Genomic DNA, 21,221 nt, shown 5'->3' on the forward strand with positions numbered 1-21,221 from the left:
TGAGGTTAATAGGTTTGAGGTGGAAGCGTGGCGACACGTGGAGCTGACAAATACTAATCGATCGAGGACTTAACTAAATTCTTTTCATGTCTTGATTTACTCTTATTTAGTTTTCAGGATACAAATCCTAATTGAATATCAATTGTCTGGTAGCGATGGCGGAGAGGTCACACCTGTTCCCATACCGAACACAGAAGTTAAGCTCTCCAGCGCCGATGGTAGTTGGGGGTTCCCCCTGCGAGAGTAGGACGCCGCCAGGCAAATAAAAAACATCTAGGATAATCCACCTAGATGTTTTTTTGTTCCATAAAGAAAGATCCGATAAATCGACTAACCATTATTCGGGGATGAAGGAATCCCACTGCTGGAAGTCTTCTTTATAGAAATACGAACTCAATAAATGCAAGTTTGTTAAATATTAAGATATGGTTATGTTATATTAAAAGAGAATTATAAGAAGAAAAAAGATGGTGTTATTTATCCCACTTAAACGGATGGAAGTCTTCTTTATAAAATTAATTTGGACAAATAACTCTTTTTATTTTAGGTATAGTTTAGTGCTAGGCTTGTTAATTATTGTCCTTCTTTTGACACATGACCAAGTAAATAACTTCCTTTTTTTAGTTATAATATTAATAGGATGATCTCTAGGATTACTTGTTTTTTCGACCATACAAAATTAAAACGTAATCTTTGGATATCCCATACATCCACGGTTTCCTGGAATCATTCTAGTTATATAAAAAAAGAAAACATTGAATGATTTTACATAAGTACGGTTTCAGGGGGGATTAAATGAAAAAAATTATATTGGTAATTATTATTGTAGGGATGCTAGGATGGGCTGTTTATGACTTTGTTATAAATCGTGATTCAACGGAAGTCGGTACATCTGTAGGAGATATGGCTCCAGATATCGAATTGACAACGTTAAACGGAGAAACGGTGAAATTATCTGATTATCGTGGAAATAAGGTATTTGTTAATTTTTGGGCTACGTGGTGTCCACCATGCCGTGCAGAAATGCCAGACATACAGAAATTTGATAACGATGAAGATGTTAAAATTTTGGCAGTTAATTTAACATCAACTGAAAAGAGTGTTGATGATGTACAGAAATTTGTTGATGAGCTTGGTTTGACTTTCCCGATTTTAAAGGATGAAAAGGGAAAGGTAGAACAAATGTATAAAGTAAATGCTTATCCAACTTCTTATCTTATTGATTCTGATGGAGTGATAAGGAAAGTAGCCCTAGGAGCAATGAATTATGAAATGATGGTTCAGGAATTTGAGAAAATTAAATAAAATCTGGTGGTTTCCTTCCCGCTAAATAAAAGCGTCCTTTTTGCTTTGAGAAACAATTTAGTTTATTGTAAATAGCACGGATTAAATTAGAAAATCAAAAAATATAAAAGACATTATAAATAGAACGGAGTGGCTTTAATGGCATTACAAGTATCTAAAGATGCAGCAAAATGGTTCATAGATGAAATGGGATTAGAAAAAGGGGAATTGGTTCAATTTTATTTAAAAATATATGGCGGTATTCCTACTGTGCATTCGAATTTCTTTCTAGGATTATCAGTTGGAGAAAATGGAAAAATTGCTATAAAAACAGAAGTAGAAGGTATTACTTTCTATATTAATGAAAAAGACGCTTGGTTTTTAGATGAATATAATATGAAAGTGGAGTTAGGAAAGGAAGAGCCTGAATATCATTTTGAAGAAAAATAAAAGTTTTTGTTATTAATATGATAAGGTGAGAAAACCACGGACGGGTTTGTGGTTTTTTCTTTTTTTAAAATATTTCCTGGGCATTTATTTTGATTTATTTGGTATGATTAAGAAAAATGGATTTGCAAGTCTTGGGGTGAGGTATGAATAGATTAAAAGATAAAATAATAGTGATTACAGGGGCGTCATCAGGTATTGGAGAAAAACTCGCTATAAAGGTAGCTGAAAAAGGAGCGCATCCCATTTTATTGGCAAGATCTGAGGTGAAATTAAAAACAATCTCTGAGAAAATTAAAAAAGAAACTTCGGTACAACCTTACTATTTTAAACTTGATGTTAGTGATAGGGATGCAGTAGAAAGGGTATTTGTTGAAATAATTAAAGATATTGGGAACATCGATGTGTTAATAAATAATGCTGGATTTGGTGTTTTTGATGCTTTTCATGAGGCTAATTTAGATGATTTGGAAAAGATGTTTCATGTTAATGTTATTGGATTAATGAATTGTACAAAACAAGTAATTCCTAGTATGATTGAACGCAACATGGGCCATATCGTCAATATAGCGTCTCAGGCAGGTAAACTAGCGACGCCAAAAACAAGTGGATACGCAGCTACAAAACATGCCGTTCTCGGTTTTACCAATTCGTTAAGGCTTGAACTTAGGAAAACAAATATTCATGTATCTGCTGTAAACCCTGGGCCAATCGAAACCAACTTTTTTGAAAGTGCGGATCAATCCGGAACTTATGTAAAAAATGTGAAAAAATATATGTTGCAAGCGGACACGGTCGCTGAAAAAATTGTATATTTAATGGAGCGACCAAAAAGGGAGCTAAATATTCCTTATTGGATGAATATAGGAAGTAATTTATATAATATGTTTCCGCGTCTAGCCGACAAATTGGCAGGCCCTTTTTTAAATAAAAAATAAACGCATGTAATATTAAATGAAGAACTCTAAATTATGCTTGTTTTATATGTGGTTATTTGATACATTGGTAGTAATAATTAAATAAACTCTTATTTTATACTTATTAAAGTAAGGTAGAGGTGCAAAGACCATCAGTACTTATGTAGAGGAGAATGAGATCTGACGAAACATAAGGAAAGGGGAATTTGCCGAAGCGGAGGGATTCTCATTATCCCAACGTTGGGTCTGTATTGAATAAGTACAGAACTGTCATATAGGGGACTATATGGGGGGCTATCTAGCTAAGAACTTTTACTAAAAATGTTCTAGCAACAACGAGCTCTCTAAGAATTCGTTGTTGCTTTTTAAATGAGTCCTCCACACTCGTACGGCCGAAAAATAAAAAAGAGGGTGTGAAGTTTATGAATTTTGGTAATGTATTAACGGCAATGGTGACTCCATTCAATCAAAATGGAGAAATCGATTATGAAGCAACAAGAACTTTAGTAAATCACTTAATTGAAAATGGTTCTGATGGGTTAGTTGTAGCTGGAACAACAGGTGAATCCCCCACATTAACTCATAAGGAAAAACTTGATTTATTTAAGTTTGTAATGGAAGTGGTAGAAGGGAGAGTACCTGTTATTGCTGGAACAGGTTCAAATAATACTAACGCATCCATTGAGCTAACGAAAGAAGCTACGGAACTTGGTGTAAACGGAATTATGCTTGTAGTTCCTTATTATAATAAACCATCACAAGAAGGTATGTATCAGCATTTTCGTGCTATTGCAGAAAGCACAAAGCTTCCAATTATGCTATACAATATCCCTGGACGAAGCGTTGTAAATATGGAGCCATCAACGGTTATTCGCTTGGCTCAAATTGAAAATATTGTATCTATTAAAGAGGCAAGTGGAGATTTAGATAATGTATCTAAAATTATTACAGATGCTCCAGACAATTTCAGCGTTTATACTGGTGACGATAGTATGACTTTACCGACATTGTCTGTAGGTGGAGCTGGTGTAGTGTCTGTTGCGTCTCATGTAATTGGTAATGAAATGCAAGAAATGGTAACTCGTTTTAAAGACGGCGATGTAGCTTATGCAGCATCTCTTCATCGTCAGCTTTTACCATTAATGAAAGCATTATTCACTTCACCAAACCCAACACCAGTGAAAGAAGCATTAAATCATATAGGTGTACAAGTTGGCGGTGTGAGATTACCATTAGTACCTTTAAACGATACGGAACGTGCTGCTCTTTATAAAGTGATAACGAGTCATGAGGAAAGAAAAGCAGTAGGGTATTAATTTTAAGTGGGAAAGAACAAGCTTATTCGCTTGTTCTTTTTTATATGCCTTGATTTTTCCCACCTCAAGCTTTTGGGGAACAAAGAAGGTAGGTGGGAAATCAACCGCCCGTATAGGTCCGATAAGTGCGACTAATTATCTGTAGGGGATGAGAGAAAAAAACCAACTGATGGAAGTCTTCTTTATTTAATCCGTTGAAACCAATGTTGACGTAATGGAACCAATTTGGTATGGTAATGGAAACATAATGGATTTGGAAAGGTATGATTGATTTGGAAGATTTTAATCATGAAAGATTTGGAGTGTTTTTATCGAAAATTTTACAAGAAAGAAATTTATCGATAAGAAAATTGAGTAAGCTATGCGGTATAGATCATGCTACCATTTCTAAAATTATGAATGGGAAACGTAAAATTAACTTAAAACATTTGGAGAAGTTTTCTATGGGGCTAGATATAGAACTCCCTACTTTAATAAAAGCTGCCGGTTATAATATGGCGACGAAGGAAGAAAAAGCTTCAGATATTCAAGTTGCATTAGAAAAAATCCAACAATTAATAGAATCTTCTAACCTGTATCATGAAAATTTCACATTGGAAAAAATGGAACAGGAAATAGTTAACTATAAAATTTATAGTCAGACAGATGAAGGGAAAAATACTATATTTAATCAATTTAATGAAAAACTAAAAAAAACAGGCGGAATTGGTCCGTTTATTGAAAATTTGAAATGGATGTATCATAGATTTATAGAGGAAAATGGAACTTCATTTCAAATCGGGTTAATGGGTGGTGCTCTACTCTATTTTATTGTTACAACCGATTTACTTCCTGATTATCTATTTCCAATCGGCTACTTGGATGATGCACTTGTCGTTCAAACCGTTTACCAGCAATTAAATATGAAAAGTTAGAAGGGCGAAAACAAATAACATGTGGGAAAAGCATATGATGAATTATTTGAGAAGTATGCACTTGCTCTTAACGCAATGAAGTTAATTTCAAATATTAGTGTACAGTTACAATTCAACAATTATATGTTTAGTGAAAGTATTGTTCAGGAGAAAGGAAACTACCAATGAAATCCATGTTAATCCGAAAAATAAAACAATTTGATTACTCATTAATAATAATTACTTTACTTTTAACGGGTTTTGGATTAATGATGGTATACAGTAGTAGTTATGCCGTTGCTTATATCCATTATGATAACCCTACATATTTTTTTACAAAACAATTGAAATGGTTCATCATTGGATTATTTTTCTTTATAATTGCCACCTTTGTACCCTATCGTATCTATAGTAAACTAAGTCCATTATTAGTAATGGTATCAATCGTAATGCTAGTAATGGTGTTAATACCTGGACTGGGAACGGAGAGAAATTATTCTCAACGATGGATTCAATTAGGCCCCATTTTGCTTCAGCCTACAGAATTAATCAAATTATTTATGATCATGTATTTTGCTTCTTTTTACGCTAAAAAGCAAGAGACGATTAATCAATTTAAAAATGGGGTTTTGCCGCCTTTAATTATATTAGGGATTATTTTTCTTTTAATCTTAAAACAACCTGATCTAGGATCCGCGGGACTTATTTTACTTGCTTGTTTAACGATTGTCATATGTTCAGGAGTAAAGAAAAGACATTTATTCATGCTTGGAACTGTCGGGCTGGCAGGTATCATTTATTTTTCCATTACTTCTTCCTATCGTATGCAAAGAATAGTCTCATTTATTGATCCTTTTGCAGATCCTTTCGGTGAAGGGTATCAGTTAGTAAATGGTTATATTGCTATTGGGACAGGGGGAGTAATGGGAAATGGTTTAGGTAATAGTATTCAGAAGTTAGGATTCCTACCAGAAGCCCATACTGACTTTATTATGGCAGTAATTATTGAGGAACTAGGTGTTTTGGGATTGATTATAGTTATTAGTGCATATATTTTCATTATGTTCCGTGGTGTACAGATTGCAAGAGAATGTAAGGATAGGTTTGCCAAATTACTTGCAATTGGAATTACCTTTCAAATTATAGCTCAAGCATGTATAAATTTAGGAGCTGTTTCTGGACTACTTCCAATAACTGGCGTAACATTACCTTTCATTAGTTATGGTGGGTCTTCCTTAGTTATTACAATGGTTTCTTTAGGAATTTTGATTAACATATCATCCTATAGGGAAAATACTAAGTCAGTCCCAGCGAATCGAGAGGCGAGAATGATTCACCAAGTATGATAAAAGGTATTTTAGCCATAATATCTCTTGGGAGGTGTTTTGGATGGCTAATAAAAATAAACAAAATAGTTTTAGCGATGAGCAAAGAGTGAGAAAAAATTTATCTAAGGAATTTGATCATGAATTTGCCAATGAACCATTAACAGCAAATGAAAAGTATAATAATAAAAAGACGAAAAAACGCCAATAATTATCGCCTATCCCCTTTGACCAAAAGGGGTTTTATGTTTTTAAGATACTTTATTTTATGGACGATTGATGCGATAAGTTATAAATTGGAAGGAATTCAAACGGAACGTGTAGAAATTTAAACATATAGGAAAAGGAGGGGGGTTTTAAAAAATGAAAGAAGTACATAATATATTTCCTATCATGGTGGATGCTCCAGCCAATTTGAAAACAGTAAATTTTTATATAGTGAAAACAGAGCAATCATTAAGCTTGGTCGATGCCGGATTTAATAATAAAGAGTCTTACAAAGCATTAGAACTTACATTACAGGAAAATGGCTTTTCTACAGGTGACTTAACAGAAATTATTTTAACCCACAATCATTATGATCATGTCGGGCTAGTAAATCCAATTACTAGAAAGCATCCAATTCCTGTATATGCGCATAAGGATGCTATTCCACGATTGAAAAGAGATCCTCGTTTTTTAGAGATGAGAGTAGACTTTTATGCGAAATTATATGAAGAAATGGGTTGTGGAGACGCAGGAGATAAACAAATTTCCTTTTTGAAAAAGTCTATTGAAAGAAATAGCAATCAGCAAGTCGAGTCTGAAATTATTCCAATAGGTGCTAAACATCTTCATTTTGATGTTATAGAAGTTCCAGGGCATGCGCCAGACCAAATTGCATTACACAGTTTAGAAAACAAAGAAATGATAGCAGGCGATTTAATGATCGAACATATCTCAAGTAATGCTCTTGTGGAGCCTGATTTTAATGGAAAAAAACTCCCGACACTACTTCAACATAAACAATCCCTTGAAAAGGTTCAAAAGTTGGATATAGAACGAATCTATTCAGGACATGGAAATATCATTCAAAATCCCAGTTCATTAATAAGGAAGAGAATAGATGGTATTGAGCTTAAAGCAGAAAAAATAAGAAAAGTAATAGAAGAAGGGACAACAACTGGAGACGAAATCGCAAGGAAGTTTTATAAGAAAAGCTATCATAGTCAATTTTCTTTGGTAATGTCCGAAATCATCGGTCATCTTGATTATCTTGAGATAAGTGGAAGAGTATCAAAAGAAATGAAAAATGGAATATGGCATTATTATATAGAAAAATAATATAGTGCAAAAAAATGGATTCAACAATTGGAATTGTTTGTAGTAGCTCTAGTATAATAGAATTACAAAAGAATTTTAACAAGATGAAGGAGTAATCGTTATGTATAGAAAAGTGGAAGACTTTTTATTAGATTGGTCACATGCATCTCATGGTACCATTCAAGTTCTTGAATCATTAACAGATGATACATTAGGACAGGCTATTGTCGAAGGTCATAGTACATTAGGATGGTTAGGCTGGCATTTAGCAACAGCTCCTGCGTATTTCTTAGGGTTAGTTGGGTTAAACGTTGAGACAGGAGATCCTCAAGCTGTTCCTCATAAAGCTAGTGAAATTGTGGAGGCATATAAAAAGGTTGCTTTAGCGGTTGAACATGAAGTAAAAGAAAATATGACCGATGAGAAATTTGCCGAAGAAGTCGAAATGCATGGACACACATCTCCAAGGGGTGCAGTATTAAGACTTTTCATTGATCATCAAACACATCATCGTGGACAAATGACTGTGTTACTTCGCCAGGCCGGTCTACCGGTTCCCGGTGTGATGGGGCCTACAAAAGAAGATCGTGAAAAAGCCTAGTCTCCTCAAGTTTTCTTTATCCCACCTCAGGTAGGTGGGAGTGTTATTGTCCGTAAAGGTCTGATAAGTGTGACTAACCATCAGTAGGGGATGAAGGATCCCTCTTTCTGCTGGAAGTCTTCTTTATAAAAGTGCTTGGAAAACAGAAGGAGCTGGGACAAAAGTATTTCAGTCATGAAAAAACCGAACTTTCACCTGAAATTCTAATTTAGAGTTTCCTAATAGTTTGTTTTTTTATTATATTGCTTCATTAAATTAGAAAATATTCGGCTTTATGAATAGCAATTTAGGGGTACAGCCAACATTTCGGAAATTTTGTACGCTAAGCAAATTTTGACACAAAAAAAGCCAAATACCTGTACGTTAAGGAATTTGGCTTCAGATACAGATTAAATTTTTTTTAAGGGTCTTAGCATATTAGCTGGTAACCTATTTGAATCAAACTTATATTCGCCAAGAAGATTAATATGTTCCCAACCTAGAGGTGAAATATGTGGGAGTAATTCTTCTTTTAAGGCATCATGTTTCTTTAATTCTTTTGTTGCTTCACCCAAATACACTGTATTCCAAACGCTAATTGCATTTATTAATATATTTAAAGCACTAGCTCTTTGTAATTGATCTTGCATGCCACGTTCTCTGAATTCCCCACGTTTACCAAAAAATAAGGCTCTAGCCAATCCATTCATGGCTTCTCCCTTATTTAACCCACGATGTATCCTTCTTCTTAATGTTTCATTCGTAATATAGTCAAGAATAAAAATTGTTTTTTCAATTCTTCCAATCTCTCGAAGAGCTGTGGCAATTTTGTTTTGTCTTGCATACGAACCTAATTTCCCCATCATTAATGATCCAGAAACTCTTCCTTCCCGAATTGAATGGGCCAGCCTTAATACATCATCAAAATTTTCTTTAATAACCTTCGTGTTAATCTTTCCCCGTAGTATGACTTTTATACTCGGAAAATCATCAGGAGACGTAAGGGTATATAATTTTGCGTCGCTTATGTCTCTCAATCTTGGAGCAAAGCGAAATCCTAATAAATGACTTAATCCGAAAACTTGATCCGTATAACCAGCTGTATCTGTGTAATGCTCCTCAATTGAAAGGTCGGATTCATGGTGTAATAATCCATCTATCACGTGTACGGCATCTCTCGCATTCGTGTTGATTACCTTTGCATAAAATGAAGAGAAATGATCACTTGTAAATCGATAAATGGTTGTACCTTTTCCCGTTCCATAATGTGGGTTTGAATCTGCATGTAATGATGATACACCGACAGGAACACGCATACCATCTGAAGATGAAGTTGTTCCATCTCCCCAATATGAAACCAAAGAAAGACGGTGCTGATAATTTACTAACGTTGCTTGAGCACGATTCATCGCATCTTCATGTAATCTCCATTGCATAACATTAGCCATCTGGCGATATGATATATCGGGAGTAGCCTCTGCCATTTTAGTTAATCCAATATTTGTACCCATAGCCATTAACGTTGCCATTATAACAGATTTTTCCTCACCTTTAGGTGCTTGATTGGAAGAAGCGTGAACAAAGGACTCCTCAAATCCAGTCCATTCAGCTACTTCCATTAATAAATCAGTGAGTTTAACTCTTGGAAGCATTTTATAAAGAGATAAGCTAAAATTTCTAGCTTCTTCAGGTGTATCTGCTTGTAATCTCTTAACATGTATCTTTTGTTTTTTTATGTTGATACTTTCGATATTATCAATATTTTTGGAAATCCATTTAAGTTTCGTATTTAAAGTTTCATATCTTTCTGATATATACTGATCAAAATTCACATTAACAGCTATATTAGTCCCTTGAACTTTTGCTTTTCCCCAATCGTCTTTTGGCACTAGATATTCTTCAAAATCCTTATGTAATCGACTACCTTCAACCCAAACATCACCAGAACGGATATAGTTTTTGAGTTCTGTTAAAGCAGCCATTTCATAATATTGACGGTTAATGTTTCCTTCATCATCAAAGACATGCTTTTGCCAACGTTTAGGAACAAAATTCAAAGGCGAGCCTTCAGGTACTTTCCTTTTTCCAGAATTATTTAACTCACGTATAGTGCCTAATGCTTTTAATAAAGGTTCTGCTGATTTAGTAGATTTGAATTCTAAAGAATCCAATAGGCTTGGAGTATATTTCCTTAAATAGTTATATCGTGTTTTTATTAAATCAAGATAATCGTAGTCCATTGGTCTTGATAATAATTTAGCTTCTTCAATCGATTCTACAATTTTTTCCCAAGGCATTACCTGCTCTAATGCCAAATAAGGATCGATCCCTTCCTCTTTGGCTTTAATTAAAGCCGTTCCTATATCTGCATAATGCACAACTTTTTCATTTACTGACTTTCCATTTTGTTTTTGCATTTCTTCTTGACTTTTTCTACCTTTTGCTTGTAACACCATCATTTGTCTATCATGAATCTCAATGGCATGATCAGTTAAGTCTTGGGAGAGAGTGATTAAGTGAGCAACTAATAATGCATATCTTTTATCTTCTTTAAATCTTCTAAAAGAATGGGGTTCATATCTCGCCCCAATTCGTGCTAATTGTAAAAGTCTATTGGGGTGGATTAATCCCGTATCAGCTGCAATGTTCATTTCTTTAATGTACTTTAATCTTTTTATTACCTTTAAAAAAGAATCCGGTGACGACTGTCCGGGAATTTCTCTAAGCCAAGCTAATTGAGTTTTATTATTATTTACCGTTAAATCAATCAGTTTTTCTAGTTCACGTTTATTTCTTTCAGAAAGATTACTTATTAGTTTGGCATATATTTTTTTCTCTGCACGTGTTCTAGCTAACCAAACCATCCTCTCGATTGTTGGTATTGCAGGAAGGATTATTTTTTCCTTTCTTAATAAATCAATCGCAGTGCGTACTAGATACAAAGCATTTCCATTTTCCAACGCATCCTTTAAAAGAGTACTAGAGATCTTGCGATAATCACCGTTATTAAAATCTCTATATCCATACACTTCTAAATGCTCACGCCTAGTTGTATCACGTTGAGCATATGAAGAATAAACTTCTGGATGCACATTAATTTGAGCAGTTACATATTTAATAAGGTTATCGGGTATTTCTAACACATTAGTTAAATGACAACCGGGGTATCTAAGAATGCATAATTGAAGTCCAAACCCCAATCGATTATGATCTCTTCGATGACGATTTATAACTTCAATATCATAGTCTGATAGACTGTAATAAGAAGTAAATTCAAATTCTGATAAATTATTAAGGTTTAATATTTCTTTTCGCTGTTCTGGTGACAGCAATTCTTTCACACTCAAGTTAAATCAATCCTTATAATTAATTTTGAAATTCCTTAATTTCCCTATTCAAAAATTCTGAATCATGTTCTGATAAGCAGTAGTAAGAAGCAAGCTCCCATTCGCTTAGGAGGGATCATTACCTCTTGTCGTTGGTCTATTGTAAGAATTTCTTTTCCATGCAAGATTTTCACGCTTTTCTTTGGTTTTCATACTCCTTTACCCTTCGATAAAAAGTATTAGGCTTTAAATTAAGACGCTTCATTCCTTCCGTCGCAGTGATTAATCCAGACTTCCATTCCGAATACACTCGAATGAAGTCCTCATTAATTTCGTACTTACGACGCCCGAATCGTACACCGTTATTCTTGGCCACTTCAATTCCTTCTGCCTGACGCAGCTTATTTTTTTTACGTTCTTGCTCAGCGACATAGGAAAGTAAACTTAAAAATTGGTCTTCCATTAATTTTCCAAGATCGCCCATAGTTCGAAATTTCCTACTATCAAAAAGGGTTTCATTTTCTAGGACTACAATATCTGCATTCAGCTCCCGAGTAATATACTTCCATTCCCGAATGATACCATCGTAATCCCTTCCTAATCGGTCCAGTGCATCAAGGTACAATAAATCCCCTTCCCGAATAATTAGAAGCATCCCTTGATACTGTGGTCGGTTAAAATCCTTTCCACTTTGCTTGTCAATAAAGATATAACGTTCTTCAATTCCAAGCTCCCGAAATTTTTTAAGCTGTCGTTCCGGGTTTTGGTCCTTAGCTGAAACACGAGCATATCCAATCTTCAAAATTAATAACCCCTTTCTATAAAACTATTTATCAATATATGTCAAAAAGTATATCAATAAATTGAAATGTTTCAAAATTAAAAAACACACTTTATGACACGGTAATATTAACTGTTTTCTAACGTGTCACAAAGTATGCTTTTTGACAAAAATTATTAAAGGGGGTAGCGTTGGTGGGACCCCGTACTGGGGAAACGTAAAAACAGGAGTAGCAAAAGCTACTCCTGTTTTTTTAAAGCATCTACAAGTTGCTTAGCGTCCAACATTGACATGCCTTTTTCTTCTCTTAGATACTTTATAGTCTTAATGTCACCAAGAGTTTTCAATTTCTCCTGTGCTAAGGCAATTAATTCATCATTGTTTTCACTAGGCTTTGCAGTTTCCTTTCTTAAAACTTTAACCTTATTAGTTAAAACAACAATATAAATTAAGAACGCTACATTAAGAATGAATGATGTGATTAAACTCCAGATCAAAATGATACTCCTATCATTTTAAAACCCACATTCATTCCTTACGTTTGTAAAACCTGATAATTCCGCAATAAGGGCTGAGGGAGTTGCTACTTTTTCACCTGCTGTTGTAGCACCTACCAGTAGTTTTGCAGTTTCCCATGCTCCTTCCAATGCTTTAACATATTTCTTTATCTTAGTAAGTCTTGCAATCGGTATTGCATTCATAACAAGCAATTCGCTAATTGCCAAACTACAACTCCATACACTTTGTGTGCGAATTCTAGGTAAGGTCTCCATAAAATATTTTTTGATTTCTTCTGGGGATCCTTTTTCCAATAATTCATCAGGAATATGCTCGATAGCATCTAGCGCCGGTAAAAGTTCATCTGCGGTTGCTCTGCTCATTGGTGGGTTTTTTAGATTAACATTGCTTTCTACACTCTTAATTATACCACCTTCCAGTAATTTTTTTTCAATGTATGATTCATTCCTGAAAGTTACTCTTGTTTTCCGAAGAAATTATTCCCTCTTAAATAGTAAGTAAGATATATTGTAAAGTATAGAAAAATGTGTAAATTTAGTGTAGTATTTTAATAGTGTAAGAGAAAAAAGAGAGAAGAGGTAAACCTATGGAAAAACTTTTAAGGAAACTCGGGTTAACGATCATGGTAAGTGTTCTGTTATTTAGTGGTGTATTAGCATTTGCACCAAATGTATTTGCAGCAGAAGGAATTAATGAAGTTTATGAAGAAGGAGATGCAGTATGGGAAGATAACTATGATGAAGAGCCAATAAACGCCGCTGAAAGATATGCCTCTGATAGATATAGTGCAGAAGAGATAGCTATACTTTCTCAAATTGCTTATGAAAAATCTATTAATGAGAGTGAGGCTGGCGAAGGGAAAATCGTTCCGTTTGGAGCTAAATCAAAAGCTGTTATAAAAGTTTCTCAGTTACTTTTAAAAGGTGGAGATGAAGTTATTGATGCAGCTAGAGCCTTCAAAATTATTGATTCTGCCACTGCAAGAACATTTAAAAGCAATAGTGTAAAGATAGGGAATTTTTTGAAGAAGTTTGAAAATGCAGGGGCCAACGAAGCTAATGAAGTTCGTACTCAGCTTCCTGTATGGTTTAAAGATAACACAAGGGTTAGCAAAGGAGTAGCTGAAAATATATCAATCGCTGTAGCTTGGGCAATTCGCGGTGCTGATTGGTTATTTTTTTAGGAGTGAAATAGTATGGAAAATGAAACTGTTAGTGAATGGTTAGGAAGTAAAGGATTATCTAATACTGATATTGATTTCATTGAAACAATTTTGACTTTCACATCCACAGCAATTGTACTAGAGTCTAAAACAGAAGATATTAACAAAAAATTTCAAGCGACTTTTCCGGAAAAGAAAGCAAAAATCATGCCTGATTTAACCTACCAACAGTTTGAAGAAATATTACAAGATAATGGTTTGTCAGTCAATTTAAGCGAACTGTTGAAAAGGTTTAGCTCACAAGGTATTTGTGTGGAACTCTGTGAAAAATTGTTAAGAAAACAAGATGATAATTAACGGGATTAAAAATCTAAAAAAGGAAGCAAAGCGCTTCCTTTTTTTGTTACATATTCTAGCCTATCTTAGGCTAACTAGGGATACCAACAAAACCGATATGAACATTTTACTGTTGGACCCCTTAAAGTAAGGAAAATCGAATTTTATCATGTCGAAATTTGCTTAGCGTACAAAATTTCCGAAATGTTGGCTGTACCCCATTTAGTAATGTCCCAGCCATTTCCTAAACCCTTTTTCCGAATATATTTAGATACCCCAAATTATACGAAAATACAACTATTATAATAAATCCCCCGACAATAAAGGAAAAAAAGATCCAGTCTTTTTTTTCGATGGTCATCTGATGATAGTGGGTACGATCTGTATCTCCAGTAAACCCCTTTGATTCCATAGCAATAGCTACTCGTTCCGCCTTGCGAATCCCATTAGCTAGTAGCGGAATTGCATATCTACGGAATTGATTTATTTTTCCTTTTAACCCTTTTGTTCTTCCTACACCACGGATGCGATGTGCCTGTCTTAATATCTGTAATTCCTGTTGAAATAAAGGTAAAAACCGATATCCAGCTAAAATACCATATGTGATTTTAGGTGGTACTTTACATTGTTGCATAAGGCTAAGCATAAATTTAGTGGAATCCGTTGTTAAAGCGAATAATAGAGACAATGCCACAAAGCAAAGAGACCGAAGTGCGAGACTAGTCCCTGTAAGTATACTGCCAGTAGTTATTTCAAACCTCCATAATGTAAACATAACTTCTCCATAGGAAAAGGTTTGATTTGTATAAAGAATCGTCATCCAAGCAAAGCTTAATGCAACGAGAAAGAACGGACTGAAGAATTTGAGCCATTTTATAACCGAGATATCCCCCATAGTAAAGGTTACGAATAGAATAAATATAAAATAGGAAAGTGGTGTAAATACATCAAAAGTAAAACTAAGTAAAATGCCTGGTATTAATACCGCTATTGCCTTTATAGATGGATTAATAGACGAGATCATTAAACAGCACCTTCTTCATGATTGTTTCGGATTCGATAAGGCAAGCGTAATCTTGCTTTTTTCAAAATCTTTTCCTGTTGCCAGAGCTTTTCAGGTTCGCCATTATAGACAATGTTCTGTTTGTGTAATACAATTGCGCGATTTGTTATATCCACAATGTCCATATCATGGGTAACAAAGACAATGGTTGTCCCACTTTCTCTTAGTCGTTCAATCATGTTCATGAATTCCCTTGTTGTTCGAGCATCTTGACCAAACGTTGGCTCATCAAAAAATAAAATATCTGGTGTCTCATCCACCATTGTTGCAACACTTAAACGTCGTTTTTGTCCACCGCTTAAGGAGAAAGGATTACTAAATCGATGTTTTTCTAGGTGAAATTCCCTCATAAGTTTGGTTGCTGTAGAATTTATTTTTTTCTCCGAATATCCATTTAATTTCAAGCCAAATGTTAACTCCTCCAACACGGTGTCCGTAATAAATTGATGTTCTGGATTTTGAAAAACGTATCCCATTCGTTTTCTAAGTTCTTTTTGGTCCCAATGTTCCATTGGTTTATCGAAAAAGTAAATATTTCCTTTAAATGGGGTTAATAATCCAGCCATTAATTGTAGTAGTGTAGACTTACCAGCTCCGTTTTCTCCAATAATTGCGATGAATTCCCCGCTCCGTATGTTTAAATTTATTTCATTCAAAATGATTTGTTTCTTTCGATAGAAACTCATGTCTTTTACAGTTAAAATCACATCTTCTGAAGGGAGGATACGATGGTTGAAGTTGCGAAAGGAATCAGCAGTATTGGAAAATCGTTTTGGTAAAAATACGCCTTCTTGCTCCAATAATGTTTTCTTTTCCATAAAGATAGAATTCACATTTCCATCCGCAATCAGTTCGCCACTTCTTCCCATCACAAGGACTCTGTCTACGATATCTAGCCAATCATCTGCTTGATGCTCAATAATAAGAACGGCTAATTGATGTTTTTCCTGAACACATTTAATTAACTGAATAAACTCAAGACTAGAAACAGGGTCCAAATTTGCTGTAGGCTCATCTAAAATTAACATATTAGGTTCAAGCAGAAGAACAGATGCTAGGGCGATCTTCTGCTTTTGTCCACCTGATAACTCATGAATTTTTCTATTCTGTAACCCATCCATTCCGACTAATTTTAATACCTCCGAGATGCGCCGAGCCATCTCGGAAGGAGGGGTCTTAATGTTTTCCAACGTGAACGCGAGTTCATCTTCTATTGTAATCATACAAAATTGGCTTTCAGGATCCTGAAAAACAATCCCGATTTCCTGATTTAATTCTCCTTTTTTGAAATCACGTATGTTTTTTCCACGATAATAGATTTCACCGGAAGAAACACCTTCAACGGCATCAGGGTACAATCCATTTAAACAAAGGGCGAGGCTGCTTTTCCCAGAACCGCTAGACCCCATAAGAATAGTCGTCTCATTTTTATTCAACGAAAATTGGATTCTATTAATTATTGGTTGGTCTAAGCTTTCATAGTCAAATGAAAAGTTTTCGATAAGAAGTAGAGGTCTACGCTGCTCCTGTTTCACGTCGTTTTTGCAGCTCCTTTCCTAATGCATATCCACGTAGTACATCTGTTTTTGCAAGTTGATCACTTATCCATTTCCCTAGAACCCCTGCAAGGAGTGCTCCGCTGATTACACGCACAACTAATGTAGCAACAAGTAACCATGGTGTTAATGTAATGTTTCCAGCGTAAAATAGGTGCCATACAAAACTAATCAGCGCTGCGGACATACCGGAAAATATTAACACGCGTAATCGATAATCTTTCCATTTTGTCAAAGCAAATGCGAGTTCTGCACCTGCACCTTGGACCGCAGCAGAAAGAATAAGTCCCGGTCCTGCAGTAGTTCCTAGTAACACTTCGGTAATTCCTGCAATTACTTCTGCGGTAAAGGCAACTCCTGGTTTACGCAATATGTAAGCCGCCACGATAGAAACAATAAACCATATTCCAAAAATAATCTCATAACCAAATGGAGCTAGACCAAATGGGGCAAGAATATTTTGGATAACCTGACCAACTAAGAAAAAGGCTAAATATATAATCCCAAATACGACACCTAATATGGACATAAGAACTATTTCTTTTAATTTCCACTGATTTGTCATTTTACAAACTCCTTATGCTTGATTCGTTGGACTATTCGCAGAAAGACTAAATGTCATCGTAACATGAGAAACTTGATCCTGAATAAGTTTAAAAGATTCATATAATGCTTGAAAGAGATTATGCACATCTCCATCCAATCTTGTAGCATAATGGGTAGATATTACTTTAACGTTACGGTGTTTGGATAAATCGATTTGTTCATAGATTTTATCCATATAATCTTCTCTTCCTAACGGATAAAGAGAAAATTTACAACCAGCGACTTGGGAGATGGACTTCACCTTTTCTTCGTTCAACGGGGTATCTGTTTCATCCATGTACACATCGGCATCTGAATCCCCCGGGCAACCAATAGAAAAGGTTCCGTTCATAGCAACATGCTCTCCCGTTTTTGCTGCATGAAGGAAAATGGCCTTTGTTACATCAAAAACATGAACCATTTTCCCCCGAATACATGTGCTCACATCATCTGTATTCTTCCATACTTTTGATGTATCGACCTCTTCCAGTGTTGATAGAATAATATCTACAAACCGGTCACTCATCGGATGTAGACTAAACTGACATCCTGCAATTCTACTTGTCCCACAATAGTTGCTCATAAAATCTCCTCCTAAAATAATAATAAAAAAACTGCACTCCGTATGGGAATGCAGTTTACATGTATGTATTTAAGTTTCATTGAATCATACAGTGAACCGCACTTCCCCACGCTAGTATTATCTAGATCGGGTAATAAGGGTCAGATTTCTCTTCTCAGCCACACACCGTAGCTCCCCTAGTGCTAACTTTCGGATATGCAATTTTTCTTCTATTATGAATAAAACATACTTTATGATTTTTGTAAAGGGCTCATCTGTTGGTAAATAAAAAGGTGGGAGACTATCCCACCTTAAACGTATCGTTATCCGCTTCTTTAATAAACAAGCAAGGTTCCCCTGGTGAGACCATTGTTAAATCATGCATGGCCCTAGTGCATGCTGTATAGAATAACGCTCGCTCAGATTCCCGATTGTATTGATTACTTGATGCATCTGGAATAATAACTGCATCAAATTCAATCCCTTTTGCTAAATAGACAGGAAGTACCAAAATGCCTTTTTCAAAAGAAAAAGTTTCTTCATTAATTGGATATAAATCAATTTCTTTCCGTAGTAATTCATAAATCTGATTTGTTTCCTCCATTGTTTTACAAATTAGTGCGATGGTTTCATGACCATATCTACGTAGTTTTTCAATTTCCAATAACAATGTTTGAACTAAGTTATTTTCAGTTTGAAGCAGGGTAGGTTTTTTTCCTTCCCGTTCAAAAGGTTCAATAATGGAATGACCGGGAGCAAAGTGTTTTGAGAATTCTACAATTTCTTTTGTTGATCGATAACTTTTTGTTAAGGTAATTCGTTCATGGTTACTTTCCACCGCATCCGGGATAAGAGGATTTTCACTTGTCGTATGAGCGTATATTCCCTGGTTAACATCGCCTAGAAGTGTCATTCTCGTATAAGGGAAAATATGTCTTATAAATGCAAATTGGAAAGCAGAATAATCCTGTGCCTCGTCAATAAATAAATGACGTATAGAACGGTCTGCATCGTGTCCAAGAATTTTTCCTTTGAAATATACATATGGTGTAGCATCTTCCCACGTTAAATAGCGCTTGTTTAAATGTTTTACAGTAAATGTAGCGATTGTTTCCCAATTCTTTGGTTTTAGATTTGGTTCCCATTTTTCAAAAAGGTTCCTGTACGTGGCAAGCACATGGACAAACTTCAATCGTTTAATTTGTTTTTTAATTGGGGCAAATGCCCGCTGAATCACTTCTTTACGCAAAAACATTTCTTCTTGAAGCGGGTCATCTTCATCACCATACATATCCTGACTATAAGTGAATGCCTTCTGGTAATCTTCTTTGTCTAATAATTGCATTTCTTCCAAAACCCAGTCTTCAGAAACTTCCTTTTGTTGGATATGACGAATTTCCTTTAAAAGCCATTTAGAAACAAGTTCCAATTTATTTGGAATAGAAATGCTAGAATCAAGTGCATAAAAATATCGAGTAATTTCCTCTTTTGATAGGATAATTTCGTTTCTAAATTTAATGTTTTTAAAAAGAATTCCAGTATGGTTTAAATAAGAAATATAGGAATCAATCATCTGTTTAAAATATAAGCTTGATTTATAGTCCATATTTATAACTCGTATATCGTTTTTATCCTTATGTCGTTCTGTAAGGGTGTACTCGATTTGTTCAAAAGGAGATTCAATTTCAATGTTTTTTTCAATCCTTTTTCTTAAAAATTGTAAGAAGGTAGATTGGCCAATATTTGTCTCTCCTAATTCCGGAAGTACATTGATGATATAACTTGAGAATAGTGGATTTGGTGAAAGAAGGAGAAGGTCATTTGCATTTAACTCTTCACGAAAACGATACATTAAATAGGCTACGCGCTGTAATGCGGCTGACGTTTTTCCACTTCCAGCCACTCCTTGCACAATTAAAAGATTACTCCGTTCGTTACGAATAATTTTATTTTGTTCCTTTTGGATCGTTGCAACGATGCTTTGCATTTTTGTGTTAGCATTATTACCAAGAGCATGCTGAAGTAGGGTATCTCCGATTGTGAGGCCGGTGTCAAACATACCTTTCATCTGACCTTGCCTAATAATATATTGCCTTTTTAATGTTATTTCACCATTTATGGTATCTTCCGTCGATTCATATTGAGCAGGTCCTGGAGCGTAGTCATAATACATGCTTGATATAGGTGCACGCCAATCATATACGAGAAAATTCTCATCCTTTTCATCCATCAGAGAAGCCTTACCAATGTAGATTTTTTCCTCTTCCTTTGTCTGGTTTTCCTTAAAGTCAATTCTGCCAAAATAAGGTGAGTCTTGTAACGAATCTAATGTTTTTCTCTCATGATCTATATTTCCATGTGACCGTTCACGTTCAGCTAAAAATTCAGCTTGCTGTTTTAAACTAGCTTGTGTTTCAATTATATCGTCTGGTTCGTCTAGGTTTACCGTAACATCATCCCAAAAATCCTTTCTAAGATCGATAATACTCTCTCTTAGACCCGAGGCTTTCTCCTTCAGTGCTATTTTTTTCTTTTTAATAACCTGAATGACGTCTTCCAATCTCTGCCTTTCAGCTAATTCATCTTTTATTTGATTTTCCGATTCCTTATTCATTTCAATCAACCCCGTTCAAAAGCGATATAATATATTCTTATTGTTATTAAAAGACATTTATAATATGAGTCGAAAAAAACGTTCATTATTTTATCCCACCTCAAGCTTCTGGGGAAACAAAGAAGGTAGGTGGGAGATCAATTGTCCGTATACTATCTATCAGTGGTGGATGAAGGAAATCCTCCACTGATGGAAGTCTTATTTATTAGTATTACCCCATTTGAAGGAATTTCTTTTTTTAATATTTGTTGTTTAGGAAAAATAAATGTCCAAGGTATACTTGTTTCTTTTTCAATAACTAATCTAGGAATGGTGAAGATATGCCCGGCAATTAATTCACCATTTGCATGATACTGAATCGTGTCATGGTGAAAAGTGAAATCCGAATTGGAGGTATTATGAACGAGAACCGTTACTAGTAATTCCCCTTTATGATTGATTGCATGTCCCAAAGTGGTAAATTGTATTTTTTCTTCCTTTGAAAGATTCTCTTTTACCCTTATAAATTCCTGCTTTATTTTTTCTCTGTCTTTATTTGCTATCGTTTTGTCCCAAGCCGCTTCAAATTGTAATGTCTGAGTCACGATGATAACCTCCAATTGTATTTAAACGTATACCCATATCATACAGGATTAAACGGGAATTCCAAAATA

Annotated in this window: 21 protein-coding genes, 1 rRNA gene and 2 riboswitches; of the genes, 12 read left to right on the forward strand and 10 right to left on the reverse strand. The window is 35.0% G+C overall.

Annotated elements, in window-relative coordinates; all coding sequences use genetic code 11:
- The first annotated feature begins 145 nt into the window (after positions 1 to 145).
- The 10 genes from rrf to ACFQ18_RS14330 all read left to right on the forward strand — a co-directional run bounded on the left by rrf (position 146) and on the right by ACFQ18_RS14330 (position 8,085).
- Positions 146 to 260 (forward strand): 5S ribosomal RNA (gene rrf, locus ACFQ18_RS14285).
- Between the two features lie 535 nt (positions 261 to 795).
- Positions 796 to 1,305, forward strand: coding sequence for a peroxiredoxin family protein (locus ACFQ18_RS14290; protein ID WP_047185742.1), 510 nt, complete (start codon positions 796 to 798; stop codon positions 1,303 to 1,305).
- A gap of 138 nt (positions 1,306 to 1,443) precedes the next feature.
- Positions 1,444 to 1,734 carry a HesB/YadR/YfhF family protein gene (locus ACFQ18_RS14295; protein WP_047185743.1) on the forward strand — a complete coding sequence of 97 codons (291 nt, stop codon included), beginning with the start codon at positions 1,444 to 1,446 and terminating at the stop codon, positions 1,732 to 1,734.
- A 143-nt stretch (positions 1,735 to 1,877) separates the two neighbouring features.
- Positions 1,878 to 2,669 carry an SDR family NAD(P)-dependent oxidoreductase gene (locus ACFQ18_RS14300; RefSeq protein WP_047185744.1) on the forward strand — a complete coding sequence of 264 codons (792 nt, stop codon included), beginning with the start codon at positions 1,878 to 1,880 and terminating at the stop codon, positions 2,667 to 2,669.
- Between the two features lie 106 nt (positions 2,670 to 2,775).
- Positions 2,776 to 2,953: riboswitch (Lysine riboswitch) on the forward strand.
- A 117-nt stretch (positions 2,954 to 3,070) separates the two neighbouring features.
- Positions 3,071 to 3,964, forward strand: a complete 894-nt coding sequence (gene dapA, locus ACFQ18_RS14305; RefSeq protein ID WP_204798555.1) for a 4-hydroxy-tetrahydrodipicolinate synthase — start codon at positions 3,071 to 3,073, stop codon at positions 3,962 to 3,964.
- Between the two features lie 263 nt (positions 3,965 to 4,227).
- Positions 4,228 to 4,878, forward strand: a complete 651-nt coding sequence (locus tag ACFQ18_RS14310) for a helix-turn-helix domain-containing protein (RefSeq protein ID WP_052771745.1) — start codon at positions 4,228 to 4,230, stop codon at positions 4,876 to 4,878.
- A gap of 173 nt (positions 4,879 to 5,051) precedes the next feature.
- A complete protein-coding gene (gene ftsW, locus ACFQ18_RS14315) occupies positions 5,052 to 6,203 on the forward strand; it encodes a putative lipid II flippase FtsW (protein WP_047185775.1) in 1,152 nt (383 codons plus the stop codon).
- A 43-nt stretch (positions 6,204 to 6,246) separates the two neighbouring features.
- On the forward strand, positions 6,247 to 6,393 hold the full coding sequence (gene sspO, locus ACFQ18_RS14320) for a small acid-soluble spore protein O (RefSeq protein WP_047185746.1): 147 nt from the start codon (positions 6,247 to 6,249) through the stop codon (positions 6,391 to 6,393).
- 152 nt (positions 6,394 to 6,545) lie between these two features.
- The gene (locus ACFQ18_RS14325; RefSeq protein ID WP_047185747.1) at positions 6,546 to 7,505 is read left to right on the forward strand and encodes an MBL fold metallo-hydrolase; all 960 of its coding nucleotides are present in this window, start codon (positions 6,546 to 6,548) and stop codon (positions 7,503 to 7,505) included.
- 100 nt (positions 7,506 to 7,605) lie between these two features.
- Positions 7,606 to 8,085 (forward strand): DinB family protein, encoded by a 480-nt coding sequence (locus ACFQ18_RS14330; protein ID WP_047185748.1) that lies wholly within the window; start codon positions 7,606 to 7,608, stop codon positions 8,083 to 8,085.
- A gap of 389 nt (positions 8,086 to 8,474) precedes the next feature.
- Here the strand turns inward: ACFQ18_RS14330 and ACFQ18_RS14335 are convergent, their stop codons facing one another.
- The 4 genes from ACFQ18_RS14335 to ACFQ18_RS14350 all read right to left on the reverse strand — a co-directional run bounded on the left by ACFQ18_RS14335 (position 8,475) and on the right by ACFQ18_RS14350 (position 13,052).
- On the reverse strand, positions 8,475 to 11,411 hold the full coding sequence (locus ACFQ18_RS14335; RefSeq protein WP_204798556.1) for a Tn3 family transposase: 2,937 nt from the start codon (positions 11,409 to 11,411) through the stop codon (positions 8,475 to 8,477).
- A gap of 169 nt (positions 11,412 to 11,580) precedes the next feature.
- Positions 11,581 to 12,192 carry a recombinase family protein gene (locus ACFQ18_RS14340; RefSeq protein WP_047185750.1) on the reverse strand — a complete coding sequence of 204 codons (612 nt, stop codon included), beginning with the start codon at positions 12,190 to 12,192 and terminating at the stop codon, positions 11,581 to 11,583.
- 218 nt (positions 12,193 to 12,410) lie between these two features.
- Positions 12,411 to 12,668 (reverse strand): hypothetical protein, encoded by a 258-nt coding sequence (locus ACFQ18_RS14345; RefSeq protein WP_061794319.1) that lies wholly within the window; start codon positions 12,666 to 12,668, stop codon positions 12,411 to 12,413.
- An 18-nt stretch (positions 12,669 to 12,686) separates the two neighbouring features.
- Entirely contained in the window at positions 12,687 to 13,052 is a 366-nt protein-coding gene (locus tag ACFQ18_RS14350; protein WP_052771746.1) for a hypothetical protein, read from the reverse strand.
- 224 nt (positions 13,053 to 13,276) lie between these two features.
- Between ACFQ18_RS14350 and ACFQ18_RS14355 the strand changes: the two genes are divergently transcribed.
- Both ACFQ18_RS14355 and ACFQ18_RS14360 read left to right on the forward strand, forming a co-directional pair.
- Positions 13,277 to 13,873, forward strand: a complete 597-nt coding sequence (locus ACFQ18_RS14355; protein WP_204798557.1) for a hypothetical protein — start codon at positions 13,277 to 13,279, stop codon at positions 13,871 to 13,873.
- 12 nt (positions 13,874 to 13,885) lie between these two features.
- The gene (locus tag ACFQ18_RS14360) at positions 13,886 to 14,209 is read left to right on the forward strand and encodes a hypothetical protein (protein ID WP_047185753.1); all 324 of its coding nucleotides are present in this window, start codon (positions 13,886 to 13,888) and stop codon (positions 14,207 to 14,209) included.
- A 223-nt stretch (positions 14,210 to 14,432) separates the two neighbouring features.
- Here ACFQ18_RS14360 and ACFQ18_RS14365 read toward each other — a convergent pair whose 3' ends face one another.
- The 6 genes from ACFQ18_RS14365 to ACFQ18_RS14390 form a co-directional block, all read right to left on the reverse strand.
- Positions 14,433 to 15,212 (reverse strand): energy-coupling factor transporter transmembrane component T family protein, encoded by a 780-nt coding sequence (locus ACFQ18_RS14365; protein ID WP_047185754.1) that lies wholly within the window; start codon positions 15,210 to 15,212, stop codon positions 14,433 to 14,435.
- On the reverse strand, positions 15,212 to 16,786 hold the full coding sequence (locus ACFQ18_RS14370) for an energy-coupling factor transporter ATPase (RefSeq protein ID WP_204798558.1): 1,575 nt from the start codon (positions 16,784 to 16,786) through the stop codon (positions 15,212 to 15,214). The genes ACFQ18_RS14365 and ACFQ18_RS14370 overlap by 1 nt, the downstream gene beginning before the upstream one ends.
- Positions 16,767 to 17,372: an ECF transporter S component gene (locus ACFQ18_RS14375; RefSeq protein WP_204798559.1), complete on the reverse strand. Its 606-nt coding sequence runs from the start codon at positions 17,370 to 17,372 to the stop codon at positions 16,767 to 16,769. The genes ACFQ18_RS14370 and ACFQ18_RS14375 overlap by 20 nt, the downstream gene beginning before the upstream one ends.
- Before the next feature lie 12 nt (positions 17,373 to 17,384).
- On the reverse strand, positions 17,385 to 17,975 hold the full coding sequence (locus ACFQ18_RS14380) for a YkoF family thiamine/hydroxymethylpyrimidine-binding protein (protein WP_047185757.1): 591 nt from the start codon (positions 17,973 to 17,975) through the stop codon (positions 17,385 to 17,387).
- Positions 17,976 to 18,061: 86 nt separating this feature from the next.
- A riboswitch (TPP riboswitch) is annotated at positions 18,062 to 18,163 on the reverse strand.
- Positions 18,164 to 18,255: 92 nt separating this feature from the next.
- On the reverse strand, positions 18,256 to 20,568 hold the full coding sequence (gene helD, locus ACFQ18_RS14385) for an RNA polymerase recycling motor HelD (RefSeq protein WP_204798560.1): 2,313 nt from the start codon (positions 20,566 to 20,568) through the stop codon (positions 18,256 to 18,258).
- Positions 20,569 to 20,720: 152 nt separating this feature from the next.
- Entirely contained in the window at positions 20,721 to 21,152 is a 432-nt protein-coding gene (locus tag ACFQ18_RS14390; protein WP_047185759.1) for an SLAP domain-containing protein, read from the reverse strand.
- Positions 21,153 to 21,221: the final 69 nt, after the last annotated feature.

Source organism: Oceanobacillus caeni (assembly GCF_042678465.1).
Classification (GTDB): Bacteria; Bacillota; Bacilli; order Bacillales; family Amphibacillaceae; genus Oceanobacillus; species Oceanobacillus caeni.